This is a genomic window from Bradyrhizobium sp. T-1 (assembly GCF_053592855.1).
The window spans coordinates 2,144,817-2,166,930 of record NZ_CM132115.1 but is presented as its reverse complement, the minus strand read 5'-3'; the positions used below and the strand labels follow the sequence as shown (position 1 = coordinate 2,166,930).

General features: G+C 64.1%; 19 protein-coding genes. 5 read left to right on the top strand and 14 right to left on the bottom strand.

Annotated elements, in window-relative coordinates; genetic code table 11:
- Positions 1-35: 35 nt before the first annotated feature.
- On the bottom strand, positions 36-1,226 hold the full coding sequence (locus tag ACWAT4_RS10385) for a L,D-transpeptidase (RefSeq protein WP_212427045.1): 1,191 nt from the start codon (positions 1,224-1,226) through the stop codon (positions 36-38).
- Positions 1,227-1,593: 367 nt separating this feature from the next.
- Here ACWAT4_RS10385 and ACWAT4_RS10380 point away from each other — a divergent pair, with 367 nt between their 5' ends.
- A complete protein-coding gene (locus ACWAT4_RS10380) occupies positions 1,594-2,343 on the top strand; it encodes a hypothetical protein (RefSeq protein ID WP_449730486.1) in 750 nt (249 codons plus the stop codon).
- Positions 2,344-2,528: 185 nt separating this feature from the next.
- On the opposite strand, the gene sseA is transcribed toward ACWAT4_RS10380, so the two are convergent.
- The 3 genes from sseA to ACWAT4_RS10365 form a co-directional block, all read right to left on the bottom strand.
- Positions 2,529-3,383, bottom strand: a complete 855-nt coding sequence (gene sseA / locus ACWAT4_RS10375) for a 3-mercaptopyruvate sulfurtransferase (protein WP_449730485.1) — start codon at positions 3,381-3,383, stop codon at positions 2,529-2,531.
- 143 nt (positions 3,384-3,526) lie between these two features.
- Positions 3,527-3,940, bottom strand: a complete 414-nt coding sequence (locus tag ACWAT4_RS10370) for a rhodanese-like domain-containing protein (protein ID WP_212427048.1) — start codon at positions 3,938-3,940, stop codon at positions 3,527-3,529.
- Between the two features lie 102 nt (positions 3,941-4,042).
- Positions 4,043-5,218, bottom strand: a complete 1,176-nt coding sequence (locus ACWAT4_RS10365) for a vWA domain-containing protein (protein WP_212298996.1) — start codon at positions 5,216-5,218, stop codon at positions 4,043-4,045.
- 123 nt (positions 5,219-5,341) lie between these two features.
- Between ACWAT4_RS10365 and ACWAT4_RS10360 the strand changes: the two genes are divergently transcribed.
- Positions 5,342-5,587: a GlsB/YeaQ/YmgE family stress response membrane protein gene (locus ACWAT4_RS10360; protein WP_212298997.1), complete on the top strand. Its 246-nt coding sequence runs from the start codon at positions 5,342-5,344 to the stop codon at positions 5,585-5,587.
- Positions 5,588-5,692: 105 nt separating this feature from the next.
- The gene (locus tag ACWAT4_RS10355; protein WP_128950190.1) at positions 5,693-6,535 is read left to right on the top strand and encodes an AAA family ATPase; all 843 of its coding nucleotides are present in this window, start codon (positions 5,693-5,695) and stop codon (positions 6,533-6,535) included.
- 407 nt (positions 6,536-6,942) lie between these two features.
- Here ACWAT4_RS10355 and ACWAT4_RS10350 read toward each other — a convergent pair whose 3' ends face one another.
- From ACWAT4_RS10350 to ACWAT4_RS10330, 5 genes are all read right to left on the bottom strand, one after another.
- Positions 6,943-8,589 (bottom strand): GMC family oxidoreductase, encoded by a 1,647-nt coding sequence (locus ACWAT4_RS10350; RefSeq protein WP_212446725.1) that lies wholly within the window; start codon positions 8,587-8,589, stop codon positions 6,943-6,945.
- A 16-nt stretch (positions 8,590-8,605) separates the two neighbouring features.
- Positions 8,606-9,199 (bottom strand): GNAT family N-acetyltransferase, encoded by a 594-nt coding sequence (locus ACWAT4_RS10345; protein WP_449730484.1) that lies wholly within the window; start codon positions 9,197-9,199, stop codon positions 8,606-8,608.
- Between the two features lie 158 nt (positions 9,200-9,357).
- Positions 9,358-10,296 (bottom strand): SMP-30/gluconolactonase/LRE family protein, encoded by a 939-nt coding sequence (locus tag ACWAT4_RS10340; protein WP_449730483.1) that lies wholly within the window; start codon positions 10,294-10,296, stop codon positions 9,358-9,360.
- A gap of 244 nt (positions 10,297-10,540) precedes the next feature.
- The gene (locus ACWAT4_RS10335) at positions 10,541-11,386 is read right to left on the bottom strand and encodes a GyrI-like domain-containing protein (protein WP_449730482.1); all 846 of its coding nucleotides are present in this window, start codon (positions 11,384-11,386) and stop codon (positions 10,541-10,543) included.
- A gap of 193 nt (positions 11,387-11,579) precedes the next feature.
- Complete coding sequence (locus ACWAT4_RS10330; protein ID WP_433995247.1) at positions 11,580-11,927, bottom strand: coiled-coil domain-containing protein; 348 nt, start codon at positions 11,925-11,927, stop codon at positions 11,580-11,582.
- A 183-nt stretch (positions 11,928-12,110) separates the two neighbouring features.
- Between ACWAT4_RS10330 and ACWAT4_RS10325 the strand changes: the two genes are divergently transcribed.
- Entirely contained in the window at positions 12,111-12,335 is a 225-nt protein-coding gene (locus ACWAT4_RS10325) for a hypothetical protein (RefSeq protein ID WP_212299003.1), read from the top strand.
- A gap of 280 nt (positions 12,336-12,615) precedes the next feature.
- On the opposite strand, the gene ACWAT4_RS10320 is transcribed toward ACWAT4_RS10325, so the two are convergent.
- Positions 12,616-13,272, bottom strand: coding sequence for a glutathione S-transferase family protein (locus tag ACWAT4_RS10320; protein ID WP_212446721.1), 657 nt, complete (start codon positions 13,270-13,272; stop codon positions 12,616-12,618).
- Between the two features lie 122 nt (positions 13,273-13,394).
- Between ACWAT4_RS10320 and ACWAT4_RS10315 the strand changes: the two genes are divergently transcribed.
- Positions 13,395-14,618 (top strand): polyhydroxyalkanoate depolymerase, encoded by a 1,224-nt coding sequence (locus ACWAT4_RS10315; RefSeq protein ID WP_449730481.1) that lies wholly within the window; start codon positions 13,395-13,397, stop codon positions 14,616-14,618.
- A gap of 3 nt (positions 14,619-14,621) precedes the next feature.
- On the opposite strand, the gene ACWAT4_RS10310 is transcribed toward ACWAT4_RS10315, so the two are convergent.
- The 4 genes from ACWAT4_RS10310 to ACWAT4_RS10295 all read right to left on the bottom strand — a co-directional run bounded on the left by ACWAT4_RS10310 (position 14,622) and on the right by ACWAT4_RS10295 (position 22,107).
- A complete protein-coding gene (locus tag ACWAT4_RS10310) occupies positions 14,622-17,996 on the bottom strand; it encodes an adenylate/guanylate cyclase domain-containing protein (protein WP_449730480.1) in 3,375 nt (1,124 codons plus the stop codon).
- 284 nt (positions 17,997-18,280) lie between these two features.
- On the bottom strand, positions 18,281-18,796 hold the full coding sequence (locus tag ACWAT4_RS10305) for a hypothetical protein (protein ID WP_212446718.1): 516 nt from the start codon (positions 18,794-18,796) through the stop codon (positions 18,281-18,283).
- A 332-nt stretch (positions 18,797-19,128) separates the two neighbouring features.
- Positions 19,129-20,997 carry an ABC transporter ATP-binding protein gene (locus tag ACWAT4_RS10300; RefSeq protein ID WP_449730479.1) on the bottom strand — a complete coding sequence of 623 codons (1,869 nt, stop codon included), beginning with the start codon at positions 20,995-20,997 and terminating at the stop codon, positions 19,129-19,131.
- Positions 20,998-21,180: 183 nt separating this feature from the next.
- Entirely contained in the window at positions 21,181-22,107 is a 927-nt protein-coding gene (locus ACWAT4_RS10295) for a 2-hydroxyacid dehydrogenase (protein ID WP_449730478.1), read from the bottom strand.
- Positions 22,108-22,114 lie beyond the last annotated feature (7 nt).

Below are 22,114 nucleotides of genomic sequence, written 5' to 3'. Positions count from 1 at the left end.
GCACGCCCTTCTCAATGCGACTTGTCTCTCGGCGCTTAGCGCACGGTGACCGGCGCAGGCAGCGGCGGCACCACCGTCGGCTGCGTGCCCGGGACCGGACCGGCCTGGGCGGCCATCGGCGCCGGACCTGCAGCACCTGGCGCGGGCGCGGCCGATGCGGTCGCGGTGCTCGACGGCGGATTGCCCGGCATCACGACAACGCGGGTGCCGACCTTCGTGCGCTGGAACAGATCCGAGACGTCCTCGTTCAGCATGCCGATACAGCCGGAGGAGACGAACTTGCCGATCGTCGAGGGCTGGTTGGTGCCGTGGATGCGATAGACGGTCGAGCCAAGATACATCGCCGCCGCGCCGAGCGGATTGCCCGGGCCGCCGGCCATGAAGCGCGGCAGATAGGGCTGGCGCTCGATCATTTCCGCCGGCGGATGCCAATCCGGCCATTCGGCCTTGCGGGTGATCTTCTGCACGCCGGTCCAGGTGAACCCGTCGCGGCCGACGCGGACGCCGTAGCGGATCGCGCGGCCATTGCCCAGGACGTAATACAGGTAAGTGTTCGGGGTATCGACGATGATCGTCCCGGCCGGCTCCTTGGTCGCCAGCGACACCTCCTGGCGGCGCAGGTTCGGCGGCAACTGCGCCGGTGCCGCGTCAGGCTGCTCCTCCGGCGGCAACGAGGCGACCGACATCGGCCGGCCATCGGCACCTGCGGCGGGCGGTTGCGAGACCGCTCCGGTCGCGGCCGGGCCACCGACGCCTTCCGGCGGACGCATGCCGTCGCTGGCGGGCGCCTGGCCCGGACGGTCAGCATAAATTACTGCGGGCGGACCGGCGGGGCGGCCGTAACGGGGATCATCGGGCGACATCACCGGACCCTGCGGCGGGGCGGCCGAATAGACCGGCGGAGCGCCAGCAGGACGGCCATAACGCGGATCATCCGGCGACATCACCGGCCCCTGCGGCGGGGCAGCCGAATAGACCGGCGGGCCGGCCGGGCGGCCATAGCGCGGATCGTCGGCCGGACCAGGCGGCGGCAGCGACGCCTGCGGCGCCGCGTCGTCTTCATCATCCAGCGAGTCAAAATTCGGGGTGCGGTCGCCGGGCCGGTATTCGGCGGGGGCCCCGTAGCTTGGTGCCTGCTGAATCGGATAGCTCTGGGCGTGTGCGAGCGAGGTTCCCGCCGCAGCGACTGTTGCGGCAGCGCATATCGTCAGAAAATGTTTGATCATCATCGCTCTTGTATAGACCCCCGGCCCCGTCCGAGCCGTTAACGGCCAGATGACCGAAGATCGCGGCACATTCAAGACATAACCGGCTGATTTGTGCCTGACACAGCGATTTGTGATGCAATCGCACATAGTTGCCCCGTTGCATCACGGGGCCGAAATCGTATCAGGCCGTAGATTGCCGGAGTCTTCCACCCCGATTTTTACGGAACGCCGCGGAGGCGTTGCGATATGGTCGAATCAACCTGATTCGCCGTCGCTTTGAGCTCGAATCCCGCGTGGCGAACACGGCAAGCAGTACCGTCACCGCGTTCAGATGGCTCATGGGCCCCGGCCATACGCCGCCGGGGCGGAAATTCGTAACCCGTCGATGCTCCCCGGCCTTCGCTTCCTGCTTGCCGCGATCCTGCTGTCTACCTCCATCCTGGTGTTCGGCTTGGGAGCCGCCTCGCTGCTGCGGGCGAGCCACGAGCAGTATGTCAGCAACCCGTCCTGGCGAAACGGTCCCCAGGAGCAGGTGTTCGCCCAAGCCCCCGAGCCGGCCCAGCCGGTGCTCGCCGCGCTGCGCATCGAGCCGGCCGCCGATGAGGTGGTGCCGGCAATGCAGGACCAGATTCCGAGCATCGCCCTGCCCGCGGTCGAGATCGGTCCCGAGCAGATGGCCGCAGTGACGCTCAAGGCCGACGTCCAACCCGCGCCTCAAATCGTCGCCGCCGCGCTGGCTACAGAGGCTGCCGCCGAACCACCAGCCCCCGAGCCGGTCAGCGTCCAGCTTGCGGCGTCCGCGCCGACCGACACACTCACCCCGGCCGACACGACGGTTGCCATCGCCACGGCGACACCCGCACCGGCAGCGACCGAAGTGCCGCGCACCGCGACGCCGGCACTGGCATCGCGCGTGAGCGACATTGCCGCGGCCAGGGTGGCTGCGCTGAACGACCTCGCCCCCGCGAAGACCAAAGCCAACGGCGCGACACCCGACGGTAAGCCACGCGCGCACAAGAAGAAGCGCCACCGCGTCGTGCGGCGCCCGCCGCCTCAGCAGCTCCAGCAATCGTATGATCCGTTCGGCCAGCAACAGCAGCAGACGCTCGCCACGACTGCGACGCGTACGCGCTGACCTTCCTTAACCTCGCCCCGCTTGCTTGCGGGGAGAGGTCGGAATCGCGCTGAAAGCGCGGATTCCGAGTGAGGGGGTACAGGCCCCTCGATGATCTCACCTGTGGAGAGAGGCCCCCACCCAGCCCTCTCCCCGCAAGAGCGGGGCGAGGGAGCGCACCGTCGGCGCGGTTAGTCTCGAATGATTTACGCCGGCCCCGTCGCGATCGGCGGGCCCTTTTCCTGGCCCCATTCCGACCATGAGCCGTCATAGAGCGCGGTGTCGGTGACGCCCAGGCGATAGAGCGCGAGCGTCAGCACGCCGGCCGAGACGCCGGAGCCGCAGCTGGTCACGATCGGCGCATCGAGCTTGACGCCGGCGTTCGTGAAGGCCGCACGGAGATCGTCGAGCGGCTTCATCGTGCCGGTCGCGGCATCGAACAGCTGGCTATAAGGCACGTTGCGCGCCCCGGGGATGTGACCGGAGCGGATGCCCGCGCGCGGCTCTGGCGCGCGACCTTCGAAACGGTCGGCAGCGCGGGCGTCGATCACCTGCTCCGCGCGGCTTTCGACGTTGGCGACGAGCTGCTGCATGCTGCGCACGCGCTTCGGATCGTAGCTCGCCTTGAAGGTCGCAGGCTTCGGCTTCACCTCGCCGCTCTCCACGGGGCGCCCCTCGGCGCGCCACTTCTTCAGGCCGCCATTGAGGATGCGCACATTGCTATGGCCGAAGGCCAGGAACATCCACCACGCGCGCGGCGCTGCGACCCAGCCGCCGGCATCATAGAACACGACCGTGTCGGTGTTGGAGATGCCGAGATGACCGACATCGCGACCGAACTGCTCGGCGCTCGGATACATGTGTGGCAGCGGGTTGGAATGGTCGGACACCGCATCGACGTCGAAGAACGCGGCACCCGGCAGATGCGCGGCGAGATAGTCATCCTTCGGCAGCGGCAGCACGCCCGGCAGCTTGAAGCTGGCGTCGATCACCTTGACGTGAGCGTCGTTGATGTGGGCGGCGAGCCATTCGGTGGAGACGAGGGGGTCGGTGGCGGTCATTGCAAGGTCTTTCTTGTCATTCCGGGGCGTTCGCAGCACGAACTTTGATGCGCAATTGCGCATCAGAGAATCCATCGTGCGGCAGAGTCAGCGGATGAATGGATCCCGGGCTCGCGCTTCGCGCGCCCCGGGATGACGAGAGGTTACCCCTTCTTCTTCGGCTCCCACGGCTCCGTCGGGCCGCCGGCATCACGCCAGGCGGCGTAACCGCCGGCGATGTGGGCAACGGGCTTGAGGCCCATGTCCTTTGCGGTCTTGGCCGCGAGCGCGGAGCGCAGGCCGCCGGCGCAGTGGAAGACGAATTTCTTGTCCTCCTGGAAGATCGGCTTGGCGTAGGGGCTTTGCGGATCGATCCAGAATTCGAGCATGCCGCGCGTGCAGGAGAACGCGCCGGGGATGCGGCCGTCACGCTCGATCTCGCGGGGATCGCGGATGTCGACGATGACGACGTCGCCGTTCTTGGAGATCTCGATGGCGTCCTTGGCGGAGAGTGTTTCGATCTCGGCATTCGCCTCGTCGATCAGCGCCTTGATGCCGCGGGTGATGTTTTGGGGCATGGGTCTTCCCTTCTCTTTCGTCATTCCGGGGCGGTCCGCAGGACCGAACCCGAAATCTCGAGATTCCGGGTTCGCGCTGCGCGCGCCCCGGAATGACAGCAATCAGTGCGTCAATTCCTTCATCGCACCTTCCAGCCCCTCGATGGTGATCGGGTACATGCGGTTGGCGAAGATGCGTTTGATGATGGTGGTCGATTCCGAATAGTCCCAGTGCTTCTGCGCAACCGGATTCAGCCACACCGTATGCGGATAGGTGCGGATGATACGGTCGAGCCAGACCGAGCCGGGCTCCTCGTTGACGTGCTCGACCGAACCACCCGGCACCATGATCTCGTAAGGCGACATCGAGGCGTCGCCGACGAACACGACCTTGTAGTCGTGCGGATATTTGTGCAGCACGTCCCAGGTCGGCGTGCGATCGGTAAAGCGGCGCTTGTTCTGCTTCCACACGCCCTCATAGAGGCAGTTGTGGAAGTAGAAATACTCCATGTGCTTGAACTCGCTCTTTGCCGCCGAGAACAGCTCCTCGACCTGCTCGATATGCGAATCCATGGAGCCGCCGATGTCGAAGAACACCAGCAGCTTCACCGCATTGCGCCGCTCGGGTCGCATGTGAACGTCGAGATAGCCGTGATTGGCGGTCTCGCGAATCGTGGTGTCGAGATCGAGCTCATCCGGCGCGCCCGTGCGCGCGAATTTGCGCAGGCGGCGCAGCGCCACCTTGATGTTGCGGATGCCGAGCTCGACATTGCCGTCGAGGTCCTTGAACTCGCGCTTGTCCCACACCTTCACGGCGCGGTTGTTGCGGTTCTTCTCCTGGCCGATGCGGACGCCCTCGGGATTGTAGCCGTACGCGCCGAACGGCGAAGTGCCGGCAGTGCCGATCCATTTCGAGCCGCCCTGGTGGCGGCCCTTCTGCTCCTCGAGGCGCTTCTTCAGCGTCTCCATGAGCTTGTCCCAGCCCATGGCCTCGATCTGCTTCTTCTCTTCCTCGCTGAGGTATTTTTCGGCGAGCTTCTTCAGCCACTCCTCGGGGATCTCCGCCTTCTCCATGGCGTCGAGCAGGCTTTCCAGCCCCTTGAACACCGTGCCAAAGACGCGGTCGAACTTGTCGAGGTTGCGCTCGTCCTTCACGAGGGAGGCGCGGGAGAGATAGTAGAAATTCTCGACCGAATAGTCCGACAGATCAGCGTCGAGCGCCTCCATCAGCGTGAGGTATTCGCGCAGCGTCACGGGGACCTGCGCATCGCGCAGAGACGTAAAGAATTGCAGGAACATGGGTGACAGATTGCCCGTCGGATGGCGAACGTCAAGGGGCGGAGACCGGCGCTCCGCGCTGGACCGGCAGGCTTTTTGCTCTAGAATTGGGGGCCTCAAGGGGTTGTTTTGGGGACGTTTGCAATGGGAATTATCGCAGCACTGATCATCGGCGCGGTCGCCGGCTGGCTGGCCGGCAAGATTGTCCACGGGGCGGGATTTGGGCTGATCGGCAACATCGTCGTCGGCATCATCGGTGCGCTGGTGGCGGGCTGGGTGCTGCCCCAGCTCGGCATCGCGCTCGCCACGGGTACGCTGGGCTCCATCATTGACGCCACGGTTGGCGCAGTGATTGTGCTCGTCATCCTTTCGCTGATAAAACGGGTCTGAAAGCCTGACCGAACCAGGAACGGCCGCCATGAGCGGCCGTTCCCATGTCGTGACCACGGCAATGCAATTGGCAATTGCTGGGACGACGACCAACAAGGACGCGCAATGAAATTTACCGGCACCAAGGACTATGTTGCGACCGAAGATCTCAAGGTCGCTGTCAATGCCTCGATCGTGCTGGAGCGCCCGCTGCTCATCAAGGGGGAGCCCGGCACCGGCAAGACGGTGCTGGCGGAGGAAGTGGCGAAGGCGCTGAACGCGCCGCTTTTGACCTGGCACATCAAGTCCACCACCAAGGCGCAGCAGGGCCTCTACGAATACGACGCGGTGTCGCGCCTGCGCGACAGCCAGCTCGGCGATGCGCGCGTGTCCGACATCAAGAACTACATCAAGCGCGGCAAGCTGTGGGAGGCCTTCACGGCCGAGCAGCGCCCGGTGCTGCTCATCGACGAGATCGACAAGGCCGACATCGAATTCCCCAACGATCTCCTGCTCGAGCTCGACCGCATGGAATTCCATGTCTACGAGACCGGCGAGACGATCAAGGCCAAGCAGCGCCCGATCATGATGATCACCTCCAACAACGAGAAGGAGCTGCCTGACGCCTTCCTGCGCCGCTGCTTCTTCCACTACATCAAGTTTCCCGACGCCGATACCATGGGCCGCATCGTCGACGTCCACTTCCCCGGCATCAAGAAGCGCCTCGTCGAAGAAGCGCTGCGCATCTTCTTCGAGGTGCGCGAGGTGCCTGGCCTGAAGAAGAAGCCGTCGACGTCGGAGCTGCTCGACTGGCTCAAGCTGCTGCTCAACGAGGACATGAGCGTCGAGCAACTGCGCGAGCGCGACCCGCGCAAGCTGATCCCGCCGCTGCACGGTGCGCTGCTGAAGAACGAGCAGGACGTGCACCTGTTCGAGCGGCTGGCGTTTCTGAGCCGACGGGAAGTTTGAGAGGCATTACTCGTCCCGTCATCCTGAGGTGCGATTGGCGCGATGCACAGCATCGCGCCGGGAGCCTCGAAGGATGAACGGCCGAGATGCAGCCGGGCCGTCGCCCTTCGAGGGCCGCTGAAGAAGCGGCCACCTCAGGCTGACGGTGAGAGGTTTGAGAACGCCGCTCTCTCCATTCGTCATTGCGAGCGCAGCGAAGCAATCCACAATCCATCCCCGGTAAGGCTCTGGATTGTTTCGCTGCGCTCGCAATGACGGAACAAGCGGCATCGCCGTCATCTTCCCACTCGCATCCGAAACTGCAGCTATAGGGTAGGTTAGCGTCAGCGTAACCCACCTCTTGTGTTTCCGCGGCGGAAGAAGTGGTGGGTTACGCTTCGCTACCCCCTCCTACGCAGCCGCGCTTCTCATGCCACCGCCGCATCCGGAATGCGCGCGGCTTCCATTGGCGCCTTGCCACGGATGAGGTCGGACGCGCGGTCCGCGATCATCATGGTCGACGCATTCAAATTCGCCGAGATCATCCGCGGCATGACCGAGGCGTCGATGACGCGGAGGCCTTCGAGGCCGTGGACGCGGAGCTGGTCGTCGACCACGGCCCACGTGCTATCCGCCGGGCCCATGCGGCAGGTGCAGCCGGGATGGAAGGTGGTGGTACCGCGTTCAGTGGCGGCGGCGAGGAATTCGTCGTCGGTGTTGATGTTGGGGCCCGGGAAATCCTCGTAGGCATAATAGGGCGACAGCGGCGCGGACTTCAGCAGGTTGCGCGCGAGCTTCATGCCACCAACGATGACGCGGCGGTCGAGCTCGGCATCGAGATAATTGGTCTGGATGATCGGTGGCGCAAAGGGATCATTGGAGCGGATGCGGACATAGCCGCGGCTTTCCGGGCGCTGCTGCCAGGATGCGACCGTCATGCCGGGCTCGTCCTCGAGCTGGCCCTGCACGCCCTCCTTGTAGGATGCGGGCGTGAAGGTGAGCTGCAGGTCAGACGAGTCGGCGCTCTCGCCGGAATGCCAGAAGCAATAGACCATGGTCGGCGACAGCGAGAGCAGGCCGCGGCGCGCGGTCGCCCATTTCAGCGCCTCGATCCACAGCGAGAAGCCGCGGCGAAGCTCGTTGATGGTCTTGATGTCCTTGACGCGCGCCACTGTTCGCGGCGCGTAATGATCTTGCAGACCCTCGCCGACCGGCAGCGCGTGGCGCACGGCGATGCCGTGAGCGCCGAGCAGTTCGGGCGAGCCGACGCCGGAGAGCTGGAGCAGCTGCGGCGAATTGTAGGTACCGCCGGAGAGGATCACTTCCTTGTTGGCGCGCACTTCGATCGGCGTGCCGCCACGGCCGCCTTTGGTATAGCGCACGCCGACGGCGCGCTTGCCCTCGAAGATGATCTCGGTCGCGTGCGCATGCGTGTGCACATGCACGTTGGGCCGCTTCATCGCCGGCTTGAGGAACGCGGTCGAACCGGAGACGCGCAGGCCCTTGTCGATGGTGCGCTGGCAGTAGGAGACGCCTTCCTGCTTGGCGCCGTTGTAATCGGGATTACGGGGGATGCCGAGCGAGACCGCGCCTTCCATGAAGGCTTCGCAGAGCGGATCGCGCCACTCCATCGTGGTAACGGTGAGCTTGCCGTCGCGCCCGCGAAAAGTGTTGTCACCCTCGCCGACCCGCTTCTCCAGCCGCTTGAAATAGGGCAGCACGTCGGCATAGCCCCAGCCGCGATTGCCCATCTGCGCCCAGGTGTCGAAATCCATGCGCTGGCCGCGGTTGTAGATGTGGCCGTTGATCGAAGACGAGCCGCCGAGCGTCTTGCCGCGCGGCGCGTAGATGCTGCGGCCGCCGGTGTAGGGCCCGACCTCCTGCTGGTAGGCCCAGTTAATGCTCTTCATGTGGAAGGTCTTGATGAAACCCGCCGGCAGATGGATGTAGGGGTGCCAGTCGTTCGGACCTGCCTCTAGCACGCAGACGCTCGTGTTGGGATCTTCGCTGAGCCGGCTGGTGAGGACGCAACCGGCGGAGCCCGCGCCGATGATCACATAGTCAAATCTATCCATGGTGCCCCGGCCGCCTCTAGCGCGGCTTGTCGTTGAGTTGATATTCGAGATGCGACTTCACCGTCGGCCATTCTGCCGCGGTGATGCTGTACACGACCGTGTCGCGCAGCGTGCCGTTCGGCGCGACCTGATGGCTGCGCAAAATGCCGTCCTGCTTGGCGCCGAGGCGCTCGATGGCGCGGCGGCTCTGGTGGTTGAAGAAATGTGTGCGGAATTCCACCGCAATGCAGTTCAGCGTCTCGAAGGCGTGAGTCAGCAGCAAGAGCTTGCACTGGGTGTTGAGTGGGCCGCGCTGCGCGCTCTTGCCATACCAGGTCGAGCCGATCTCGACGCGGCGGTTGGTGGCATCGATATTCATGTAGGTCGTCATGCCGACGATGTTGCCGCCTGCGTCGAACACGGTGAACGGCAGCATCGAGCCCGCGGCTTGCAGCCCCAGGCGACGGTCGATCTCCTTGCCCATGTTCTCCGGCAGCGGGATCGCGGTGTACCAGAGCTTTGAGAGCTCGCCGTCCTTCACGGCTTCCGTCAGCCCCCCAAGATGCTCTTTGGACAGCGGTTCGAGACGGGCGTGCTGTCCGCGCAGGGTGATGGGATCAGGCCAGGGCATTGTTTACTCCATTATGATTTCCGTCATTCCGGGGCGCGACTAAGTCGCGAGCCCGGAATCCATAACCACCGTTCGGGGTTATGGATTCCGGCCTGCGCGCTAGCGCACGCATCCCGGAATGACGACGGAATGTATTGGCACGCCTCGTCCAGATACATTCACTTGTTCAGAAAATTCAACGGCAAACCGCCACGCGGCCAGTCCATGGCGACGAGCTCGCCTTTGCCTGACAGCGTGATGTAGGCGGTCTTCAGCTCGGGGCCGCCGAAGGCGATGTTGGTGGTGACGCGGTCGCCGGTCGGGACCTGCTCGACCAGGGTCCCGTCGGGCGCAATCACCGAGATGCAGCCGGAAACAAGCGTGGCGACGCAGATATTCCCGCTCGCCTCCACGGCGAGCGAGTCGAACATCTGGTAGCCACCGAGGCCGCAGATCGGCTTGCCCCGCTCGCCGCGATAGATCGCGTCGCGCGGCTTTAGCGTGCCGGGTGCGGAGAGCTCGTAGGCCCAGAGCCGGCCCGTCGGCGTCTCCGCGATATAGACGGTGTTCTCGTCCGGCGAGAGCCCGATGCCGTTGGCCGGCAGCACGCCGTGCACGACCTCGACGATCTCCGTCATGCCAGGCTTGAGATAGTACATGCCGCCGACATCCATCTCGCGCGCTCGGCGCTTGCCGAGATCGGAGAACCACAGACCGCCGTGCTTGTCGAAGACCAGATCGTTCGGGCCGCGCAGATCGTGCTCCCCGCATTTGGTCACGACGGTCTCGATCTTGCCGGATTGCAGGTCGACGCGCTGGATCGAGCCACCGAGATAATCCTCGGGCTGCGGACCCGGCATGATCATGTTGCGGGTCGGGATCCAGGAGAAGCCGCCATTGTTGCAGATGTAGATCATGCCGTCGGGGCCGAGCGCCGCGCCGTTCGGGCCGCCGGGCACTTTCGCGACGATCTCCTTTCGGCCATCGGGATAAACGCGGGTCAGGCGCTGACCGCGGATTTCCACCAGCACCACCGAACCGTCCGGCATCACGACCGGCCCTTCAGGAAATTCGAGGCCGGTGGCGAGAACGCGGACGTTGGGTGTGGCAGTGGACATTTGGGGCCCTCCCGGCTTGCTTGTTATGGCTCGCGCGGGATGTCCGGCACGGGCCCCGCTGGCAAGTTTTGCCAGCGGTTATGACAAAGTCGATCTCCCTTGCCAAGCAAGCGGGATGGTATGCCTGCGTTGCAGCGCAAAGTGCGATGAGGGTCATCGCGCCTTGCATTTTCGATTGAGCATGATCTTTTCGGAAAACCGCTTCGCACTTTGCGCGAACGCGGCCCTTCGGGTCCGGATCATGCTACTCCCTGACCGGTATCCAAATCTCGAAGCCGCCGTTGCCGGTCACGGGATCGAACTTCTCGTCATAGCGCTCGAAGTTCGGCGCGTCCGCGGCCTTGAGGCCCGACGCCGGCAGCCATTGATTCCAGATCGCGTTGACGGTGCGACGGACCGAGGCGACGTGGTCGGTGTGGGTGAACACCGCGTAGCGCTGCTCGGGGATGCGGATGCGGCCGAAGCGGCGCGGCAAGTCAGAGAAGTCCGCGACCTCGACGCCGGCGATGTAGTCGAAATTGCCGGCATCATCGCCGTTGCAGCAAACGCCATAGGCGACTTGATCTTTCCCTTGGCCGACGCGCGCCGGAATATCGGCGACCTCCTGGTGGAAGCGCTGCCACAGTCCCGGAATGGCCGCGCCGTTGTCGCAGGCGATGCGCTCGGCAAGACCGGCGATGAGAAAGGCCTTGGCTGTTTCGAAACGCGGAGCTTTGAGGTTGTCTGATATGGTGGAGTCCATGAGGATCGGCTCCTGAAGCTTGAGGTGACCGGTGCAAGTCGCGGCCCGGACCGCTTCGGGCGTGGTGCCAAAGTGATCGCGGAACGCGCGGGTGAATGCTTCGTGCGAGCCATAATCCGCCTCCAGCGCCAGCGACAGAATGTCCGGCGCGCCCTGGGCAAGGCTGCGCGCGGCTTCACTCAGCCGCCGTGCGCGCACGTAACGCATCACCGGATAACCGGTGGCTGCGGCAAACGCCCGCACCATGTGGAACCGCGACACGCCGGCGATCGCAGCGATCTCGTCGAGCGTCATCGGCTCGGCCAGATGGCTTTCGATGTACCAGAGCGCGCGCTGGGCTGGGTTCATGGGTTACGGCCTTCGTTCGAAGCGTGGCCATGGTGCGCCGTCACCGCGCGTCTCGCTTGATCGGGATTGCTGTCGGGCCGCAGCGCTGGAATCGTAGGACGGACAATGGCGCGCTTGCGCCGTGCCCGCGATTTCTCGTTCGTCGTGGAATGGCGGGCACGTCGCTTGCGCTCCTTTGCCCACCCCACAGCACCTATTTCGTATCCTTCGGCGGCGGCGCGTCCTGCTTCTTCTTCAGATCGTCGGCCTGTTTTGCCTGCGCGGCCTGGAGATCGCCGACGGTCTTCTGGAGGCCTACGAGTGTCACCTTCAGCACATCGATCTGTCGGTTGGCGGCATCCAGCTTCTGCTGATGATCGAGATTGAGCTTGGTGATGGTCTTCTGGAGGAAATCGACATTGCTCTGCAGACAGCTGGTGCGCCGCTCCATGGTCTTCTCAACCGTGCAGATCTCGATGCCGGGGACGTCCTGCGCCGAAGCCGGTGTGTGCGCGACGAACGGTAACATGACGAAACAAACGACAACGATCCGGCGCGGCATTCGGGTTCCTCATCAAATTGATCACGGCAATGTGCGCCGATTGCGCGCAGCCGACAAAGGCTACCACACTCGCACCGCATTCTCGCGTTGAGCTTGGCGTGTTCCCTCGGACGGGGAGCAGTAAACCGCACGTGGAAGAAGTGGGCGTTCTTGCCGCGGCTTTGATTAGGGGAGATTTTTGGAATGGCAACGCGCGACAGACGTCTGGCCGAATTCGATGGCGCTGGCGAACCGCCACCCGGCCTGGCGGTCGAGGTCTTATGCGAAGATCATAGCGGAACGTATCAATTGCCGTTCGCCTGCCGCTATGTTGAGGGACGCTGGCAGAACCATGAGGCCGGCATCGCGGTGGAAGCCACCGTCATCGGCTGGCGCGTGCCGCGCGTGAAGCATTCCGGCGTGGCCTGACAGCGTTTCTGTCTCAAAATGTAACGGCGGCCGCGCTCCGCCTTAACGAACGGAACGCGGCCTGAACGAATCACGGCCGAATCAGCCGCTTGGCGTCGTACGCGGCTGTTCACGGCTAGATGTGGCCAGGGCACCGCCGGCACGCACAAGATATACGCAACGCGGCTGCGGCCGAACGCCGGTGACCGACGCCAAAGGTTAATGATAGCAAGGGCATAGAGGCCGGCGAGGACGTCGGCCGTCGCCGCTCCGGAAACAGGCAGGGCCGTGATCCGTCTGCCTAATATTCGACCTCGAGTTCCTCGATTTCGGCCGGCTCTTCCCTCGCCGCCGCGATCCACTCCTTCATCTCGTCCATCGCCATGATGGTGTCGGCATAGGCCTTCAGCCGCGGCTCGAGCTTGACGTCATAGGTGACGAAGCGCGTCACCACGGGGGCGTACATCGCGTCGGCCATGGTGCGCGTCTCGCCGAACAGGAACGGGCCACCCGATTTCGCCAGGCAATCGCGCCAGATGAACCAGACGCGGTCGATGTCGGCCTGGGCGCGCGACCAGACCTTGAAGCCGGGGAAGTGCCCCTTCAGGTTGACCGGCAGCGAGGCGCGCAGCGTGGTGAAGCCGGAATGGATCTCGCCTGAGATCGAGCGGCAATGCGCGCGCTGGACCCGATCAGCCGGCAAAAGGCCAGCGTCCGGCATCACCTCGTTGAGATATTCAGCAATGGCGAGCGTGTCCCAGACCGTAGCGCCGTCATGCCGCAGGCAGGGCACCAGGATCGAGGACGACAGCAGCAGGATTTCGGCGCGCGCAGAGGCGTCGTCCGGCGCGGTGACGATCTCCTCGAAATCGAGCCCGGAAAATTTCGTCAGCAGCCAGCCACGCAGCGACCAGGACGAGTAGTTCTTGCTGCTGATGGTCAGTGTCGCCTTCGCCATAGGGCTCTTCCCTCACGTTTCCGTCCACACGAGCAGCAAGCGACGTGCCAATTGTGAGGGCGGCCCAGCTCCCGTCTGGCTCCGATATTGCATAGCCGCTGAGGATGGATGGGCGTTTCAGTATGATGTCGATGTATTATCAGGCCTTTCAGAACCAGATGGACCTGACGGCGCCGTGGCGGGCGGGAGCCTCGTCCGCGCTCAAATTCCTCAATCTGGTGCCGCAGGGGATGTCGGACCAGGTCGTCGGCCGGCTCTCGGCGGCGCTGGAGCTGATCTCGCGCTCCACCCTCACCTATAACCGCCCGGCCTATGGCATCGACAGCGTGATGGTGGGCAATCGCGAGGTCGGCGTCACCGAGGAGATCGCCTACGCGACGCCGTTCGGCTCGCTGCTGCATTTCAGGAAGCATGGCGTGACCGAGCAGCCACGCATGCTGCTGGTGGCGCCGATGTCCGGGCATTTCGCCACGCTGCTGCGCGGCACCGTGAAAACGCTGCTGCAGGACCACGACGTCTACATCACCGACTGGCATAACCCGCGCGACATTCCGCGCAGCGAAGGCCGCTTCGGGCTCGACGACTACACCGAGCACCTGATCGACTTCCTCGGCCAGCTCGGCCCGCGCCCGCACATGGTCGCGATCTGCCAGCCCTCGGTTTCGGCGCTCGCAGCCGCCGCGATCATGTGCGAGGGCAATCATCCGTCACGGCCCGCGACGCTGACGCTGATGGCAGGGCCGATCGACACGCGCATCCAGCCGACCAAGGTCAATGACTTCGCCAAGAGCAAGCCGATCGAATGGTTCGAGCGGAACCTGATCAACTATGTGCCGGTGCAGTGCCGCGGCGCACTCCGGAAAGTCTATCCCGGCTTCGTGCAGCTCACCGCCTTCGTCTCGATGAACCTCGAGCGCCACATCAAGCAGCACATGGATCTCGCCAACCACATCGCCAAGGGCGAGAAGGAGAAGGCGGCGAGCATCAAGACCTTCTACGACGAATATTTCGCGGTGATGGACCTGCCGGCCGAGTTTTACATCGAGACCGTGCGCGACGTGTTTCAGGAGCATCTCCTGCCGCAGGGCAAGCTGATGCATCGCGGCCGCCCCGTGGACACCAAGGCCGTCAGCCGCATGGGCCTGATGACGGTCGAGGGCGAGAAGGACGACATCTGCTCGATCGGCCAGACGCTCGCCGCCCAAGACCTCTGCACCGGCGTACGCGCCTATCGCCGCGTGCATCACATGCAGGCCGGCGTTGGCCATTACGGCGTGTTCTCCGGCAAGCGCTGGAACAACGAGATCTATCCGTTGCTGCGGGATTTCGTGCACGTCAATTCGTAACCGTCATTCCCTGCCGCCAAGATGATCCGCCAGGGAAACGGCGCGCGCCTCATGCTCTTGCGCGAGCAGCTCTTTCGCTTCCACCAATTCAGGAAGGTTGCGCTCCGCCTCGAATTCAGCGAGCACCGGCGCGAGCACCTCGGATACCGCACCTGCTCGGCCATTTGTCTTGTGCAGGCGGGCAAGTCCAAGCGCGCTGCGCAGTTCGAAGGTCTTCGTCTGCTGGTGTCGCGCGATTTCCAGCGCTCGCTTGAGAGCGACTTCGGCACTGGATTCGTCCGAACAATCATGACGCCATAGCAGCTTTCCGCGGACACGATGCAGCTCGGCATCAAGCCAATGCTGGCCGGACTGTCCGGTCCGGACGATGAGTTCGTTCAGGATGTCGAGCCCTGTTTCGACATGGCCCATCTCCGCATTCGCTACGGCGACGTGCAGCCCCCAGAACGGTTCGCAGAGGTAGCAATCGTTCTCGTGCAGCAAGGTCCAGCCGTGACACATGTCCGCCAGTCCGGCGATTCGGTCGCCGGCACGCCACTTGGCCAGTCCATTCAGGTAGGTGCCCGCGGCCACATACAGCGGCATCGTATGATCGCGCGCGAGACCGAGCGCCAGGATCGTCTCTGTTTGCTGCAACATGCCCCCGCATACGCCGTCGAACACAGCGCGGTGAACCAGCGCATTGGCCTGGGAAAGCGCCCGCTTTTCTCCCGACGCACTCACCGCTTCGGCGGCGAGCTTGCGCGCGCGCGCAGTGAGACCGAGCGGCCAGAGCACGAGGGCAAGGAATCTCATGATCACGAACGGCAGATCAAGCGCCGAAGCCCTGAATGTCGTGGGATCCGGTTCGGCACCATAGATGGCCAGCGCCTGCTCAAGATGCGTTCGCGCATTCACGTATGCGCCCCCGAACCAGCAGGTGACGCCGTCCGTCCAATGGGCAACCACGGCCGCCACCGGCGAGTCCGGTCGCCGGTCGGCAGCGCTCCTGATGGTATCCACCAGCTCCCGCATTGGCGCGAATTCGCCGTGTGTCAGGCAGGCATTGAAGAGACCCGAATGAACCGGCGCAAGTTCAACGGGATCATCGATATCGGCTGCGAGCTGGCGCGCACGCGTCCATGCCGCAATCGTTTCCGGAGCACTGTGCCCGAGGCTGCCCCTGAGTGCGCGGCCATATGAGATTTGAAGATGCAGCCTGCTCATCATCCTGCGGGGCGCGTCAGGCAGTTCGTCAGCGATCGCAACCGCCTTGCCGAGATGCGCGACCGCCTCGGCATAGGCAGAGCGCTTCAGCGCCTGCTGGCCCGCCTTGCGCCACCAATCGAGCGCGACCTCGCTCAACCCAGCTTCAGTGAAGTGACGCGCCAGAACTTCCGGCTCGATCTCGGCCACGACTGGAAACTTCTCACGCAGGACCTCACCGATTCTCGTGTGAAGCAGCTGCCGTTTGCTCTTGAGCAGACTCTCGTAGGCCGCTTCCTGAACGAGGGCGTGCTTGAAACTATAATTTGCCTCGGGCGGAGCCCCGCGGCGAAGCAGCAGCTCGGCCTCTTCAAGTTGTTCAAGCGCAGCACTCAGCGTCAGATCATCGCGTCCCGCCACGTCCTTCAGCAACGCGTATGAGAAGTCGCGGCCGATGGCGGCGCCGATCTGCGCCACCTCCTTGACTGGAGCGAGCCGGTCGAGCCGCGCCATCAGCGAATCTTGTAGCGTCGCGGGAATAGCGAGCGGCGGGAGCGGACTGTTCAGCCGATAGCGCCCGGCGTCTTCGACAAGCAGGCCGGATTCCAGCACCATCTTGGTCAGTTCCTCGACGAATAGCGGGACGCCATCCGTCCTGTCGATGATCTGCTTCATCATCTCGCGTGGCAGCTGGCGACCGACAACCACCTGTTCCACCAGCGCGCGCGTATCCTGCCGATCGAGCCGGTCGAGCCGCAACAGGCCGACATTGGCAAGGCCCGACCAGGAAGGCTCGAACTCCGGCCGGGACGTCATGAGCACGAGGATCGGCAGTGCCCTGATCCGATCGACCGCGAGATCAAACAGCTCGAGGGTCGTGGCATCGGCCCAATGCAAATCCTCGCAAATGATCAGGAGAGGCTGGCCTCGCGCCAACCCCTCAAGCTGATCGAGAAGGGCGGCGAATGTCTGTCGCCGCTGCTGCGCCGGACTCAAGCCAAGGGGCGGGCAACGGTCGCCGGTTGGAATCGAAAGCAGAGCCGCAATGAGCGGCGTCGCCCGGGCGACCTGCTGGGTTCCAAGCGCCAGCATTGCCTCGAGCTTGTCGAGCCTTTCTTCTGGCGTGTCGTGCGAGCGAATTCCGGCCGCGCGCTCGAGCTGCGCGACAAAGGGATGAAGCGCGCTGTTTGTATGATAAGGCGAACACTGATATCGCACCCGACGGTGCGTCCCCAACGAGGGACTTTCGGACAGCGTTGCAGCGATGCGCGACTTGCCGATGCCGGCCTCGCCGGAGATCAATACGATCTGGCCATGGCCCTGCCATGCCTCCCGCTGGCGCGAGAGAATGAATTCGATCTCATCCTTGCGGCCGACAAAGCCAATCGAGTGTGCGGCACGGACCGCCTCGAAGCGGCTCTCGGATGCGGTCGCTCCCTCCACCGCCCACACTGCGATGGGTTCGCCGATCCCCTTCACTTCGCGGCGGCCGAGATTGCGAAAAGTGAAGAGATCCCCCAGCAGGCGGCGAGTCGATGACGCCACGACGACCACGCCGGGTTCCGCGAGGCTCTGAAGCCGTGCTGCGAGATTTGGCGTATCGCCGATGGTCGCGTGCTCCTCGGACGCGTCTCCACTGATGAGGTCGCCCACCACCACGAGCCCGGTCGCAACTGCAATCCGCAGCTCCACCCGCTCGCCGGCACCTGTTTTGAGCTGGCGAATCGCGGAGATAATGTCGAGGCCCGCGCGCACCGCGCGCTCCGCATCATCTTCGTGGGCGCGCGGATAGCCGAAATAGACGAGTATTCCGTCACCGACGAACCTGGCTATGCTGCCGTCATAAGCGGCAATGACCCGCGCGCATGCGGCACGGTAGACCCGGATCACTTCCCACATATCCTCGGGATCGAGGCGCGCCGAGAGCAACGTCGAGCCGACCAGATCGCAAAACATGACGGTGAGGTGGCGCCGCTCGGCGTCGTGAGGAGGGGCCGGGGATGCGATCAATGCGGCTGGATCGAGGTCGGCAATGGCTCTGAGCATTTTGCGGCGATGACCTAGCAGGACTCCGAGCTTGTCGAAGTCCTCGTCCATCAGCTCGGGGAGGACGCCAACGTCGATCCCGTTCTCGGCAAAACGCTCCGCGTATTGCCCAAGCCCCAGCTTCTCGAGCCACTCCGCAATCTGCATGGCTCACCCATCTTGTGGCTGGCGGTTAGCAGAGTCTTGGACCACGGCCGCGCCGGGACAATATCCCAACGTCACCATGATGGCACGTCTTGTTTGTTAGGTTACTCGTTACCGATGACGCTTCGGTCGGGACACGACCCGATGCGAACGGCTGTGCTACCAAACATCGCTGGCACGCAGCGTTGGACGGCAGAGGTTGCGATGAGTCGTCACGACTCAATCCATATCTGAAGCCGACCGACACTGCGCTTTGTGCTCGCATACATTTCCAAGGGAACGTTTCCTCATTGCTCGTTCATCGGCGCTTCGTGACTGCGAGCGATCGTACCCGCCGCGACCTGAAGCGAAGAACCAACCGCCCAGCAGCCGGCAACAAAGCCTATCAGGGCGTTGGACAGATTTTGATCAAGGACAAGAATGCTGACGGACAGGGTTGCAGCAATCGCCGCGCCGAACGTTCCGGCCGCACTCATGATTTCAGCCGGCTCGGAACCATTCCATTCTTCCGAAATGCTCGATTTCGGGCGCCGTGCGAGATTGCCGGACAAGTCAATTCCGACATAATAGCTGAGAGCTCCGTAGAACATCGTTGCCGGCACGATCCAGCCGCTTTCAAACAGTCCGCCTTTCTGACGCAACAGGGTCGCACCCACATAAAGGCCGCAAGAGGCTCCAACGGCTGCCAGCCCAATTCTTTCAAGGACATGGGCCGATTTGATCAGACTGGAACGGGCGATCCCAAGACCGCTGACGTACCTTGTGAGGGAAAATGCGCTCGAAATTGCACTGCTGATCTTCATTGGGGGCTCCTTCTGAGTCATTGGCAGCCTGCTGGCCGACCCCGAATAGAGGCTGCCGGGACGCGGTTCTCGATGCCCTTGATTTTTTGATTTCAGAAAGATCTGAGCTGAGTGATGGGGCTGACTTGCTCGGGAAGGCGAGAGCCTATCCAGGGCTGCGAGCATGCCGCTGCGCAGGTTCTGCAACTCACCCGTGTCTGTCAGCTGGCTCCGGGTGCGGCAATTTCTTACGCGAGTGGTAGTTCAAAACGCGAGGAATGGACTATGAAGCGGTTCACAGATCGCTGTTCTCTGTCGCTCCATCCGGTCACAAGGACGTGTGAAGCTCGCAGTCAGTCCGACCACTCCTCGCCCCAGACCTGCACGACGTGGCCGGGCGAGACTTCGCGATATTGCCGGACGGGCGGCTGGTAGTCCGGCGCGCGCACCGGGCTCCTGATCTCGTCGTTGGCAATGCCGCGCCTGGCGCCGCGACGTGCGGGGTCGGGCACCGGCACTGCCGCCATCAGCTTCTTCGTGTAGGGATGCTGCGGGTTACCGAAGACGGACGCGCGCGGGCCGATCTCGACGATCTCGCCGAGATACATCACCGCGACGCGGTGGCTCATGCGTTCGACCACCGCGATGTCGTGGGAGATGAAGAGATAGGTAAGACCCATGCTGGCCTGAAGATCGAGCATCAGATTGACGACCTGCGCCTTGACCGAGACGTCGAGCGCGGAGACCGCCTCATCCGCGACGATCAGTTTTGGTCCGAGCGCGAGCGCGCGCGCAATGCAAATGCGCTGACGCTGGCCGCCAGAGAACTCGTGCGGAAAGCGCGCAGCCATATCGGCTGTGAGGCCGACGCGCACGAGCAGATCGGCGACCTTGTCACGCGCCTGCGACGCCGTGGCGAGCCCGTTGGCGAGCAAGGGCGCGGCAATCGCCGTTCCCACCGACATACGCGGATTGAGACTTGCGAACGGATCCTGAAACACGATCTGCATGTGCTTGCGAAAGTCGCGCAAGGTGCGGCCATTCATGGCCAGCACGTCCTGGCCGTCGATCAGGACGGTGCCGGCGTCGGGCTCGGTCAGCTTGAGGATCGAGCGGCCCGTCGTCGACTTGCCGCAGCCGGATTCGCCGACCAGCGCCAGCGTCTCGCCGGCGCGCAAGGTGAAGGAAATGTTCTCGACCGCATGCACGCGGCCCGAGACTTTCCCGAACAGGCCCGAGCGGATCGGAAAGCGCGTGGTGAGGCCCGCCACTTCGAGCAGCGGACGCTCAGCAGTCGAGACCGTGTCGGGCGTCTCGGTCGGCTCGTCCGAGCTGCCCGTCACCTTGTCGACGATGGGAAACCGCATCGGCCGCGTGCGTCCGTCCATCGAACCGAGGCGCGGCACGGCGGCGAGCAGCGCGCGCGTGTAGGGATGCGCGGGCGCGGCGAAGATGCGCGACGTGGCGTCGGTCTCCACCGTCTGCCCGCCATACATCACCACCGTGCGGTCGGCGATCTCGGCAACGACGCCCATGTCGTGGGTGATGAAGAGGATCGACATCCCCTCCTCCTGCTGAAGCTCCTTCAAGAGCTCCAGGATCTGGGCCTGGATGGTGGCGTCGAGTGCGGTGGTCGGCTCGTCCGCGATCAGCAGCTTCGGCTTGCAGGCGAGCGCCATCGCGATCATCACGCGCTGGCGCATGCCGCCGGAGAAACGATGCGGATGCTCGTGGAAGCGTGATTTCGCCGCGGGGATGCGGACGCGACCGAGCAGGCGGATCGTCTCCGCCTCCGCCGCCGCGCGCGACAGGCCGCGATGTTGGATCAGCGCCTCTGCGATCTGGAAGCCGATGGTGAGCACCGGATTGAGGCTCGTCATCGGCTCCTGGAAGATCATGGCGACGTCGTTGCCGCGGATATCCTTCATGCCCGCTTCGGGCAGCGTCAAAAGATCGCGGCCGGCAAGCGTGACGCGGCCCTCGATGCGGCCGCTCTCCTTCGGAATCAGCCGCATGATCGAAAGCGCGGTGACGCTCTTGCCCGAACCGGACTCGCCGACGATCGCCACGGTTTCGCGCGGTGCGATATCGAAGGAGACATTGCGGACAACAGGGATCCATTGCCCCTCGCGCAGGAAGGACGTGGTGAGGCCGGCAACCGACAGCACCGGCGCCTGCGCTTCGGCCGCGATTGGGTCAGGTCTGGTTGCGCCGATGCTCATGCGAAGCCGCCGATAGCTGCCGCGAGGAAGATGCGTCCCCTCCCCCGCCTGCGCGGAAGGGTTGGGGAGAGCATGTCTCGGCAACGAAGGTTCCCCCAGGGGAAAGAACCCTCATCTCTCCCGCAAGCGGGAGAGGTGCACCGAGTTCGTTGTTGCGCCGGTGTTCCCATCACCATCCGCCCCTCAATAACCACGGCTGCGGTCGACCAGCCCCGGCAGCTGCTCGCCACGGCGGTGACGCGAGATGACATCAAGCACGAAATCGACGGCCGTATCCGGCGTGGTCATGCTGGCATTGTGCGGCGTCAGCAGGATGCGCGGGTGGCTCCAGAACGGATGCCCCGCCGGCAGCGGCTCGGGATCGGTGACGTCGAGCACCGCACCCGACAGTGCGCCGCTGTCGAGCGCGGCAAGAAAGTCGGCCTCGATGAGATGCGGACCGCGTCCGACATTGACGAGCCCCGCCCCGCGCGGCAGGCGCGCGAACAGATCGGCGTTGAGGATGCCGCGCGTCTCGTCCGTCAGGGGCAGCAGACAGACGAGAATGTCGGCCTGCGCGAGGAAATCTGGCAAGGTGTCCGCACCGGCGTAACAGGTCACGCCTTCGATCTCGCGCGGTGAGCGATTCCACCCCGACAACGGAAAACCGAATGCCCTCAGGCTTTCGAGCACGGCCTGACCGAGCTGGCCGAGCCCCATCACACCAACGCGCCGGCGCCTGGCCGGCGTGAACCGGATCTCGCGCCAGACCTGTTCTTTCTGCTGATTGATGAAGTGCAGGAGATCGCGATGCAGGCCAAGCACGGCCATGGTGACGTATTCGACCATGGTCTCGGCAATGCCGGGCTCCAGCATGCGGACCAGCGGAATATGTGCCGGAACTTTGATGGTATCGAACTGATCGACGCCGGCGCCGACCGAGAAGACCAGCTCGAGATTTGGAAACTTTGTCGCGATATCATCCGGCGGCACCCAGGCCACGAGATAGCGCACCGCGGCGGGATCACCGGTGTCGGGCCAAAGCCGGAACGGCATATCGGGCGCGCGCTCGGCGAAGAAGGTCGCCCATTCCGCGCCGCGCACCATGTTGGCCTTGTAGAGAACCGTCATGCGGCCT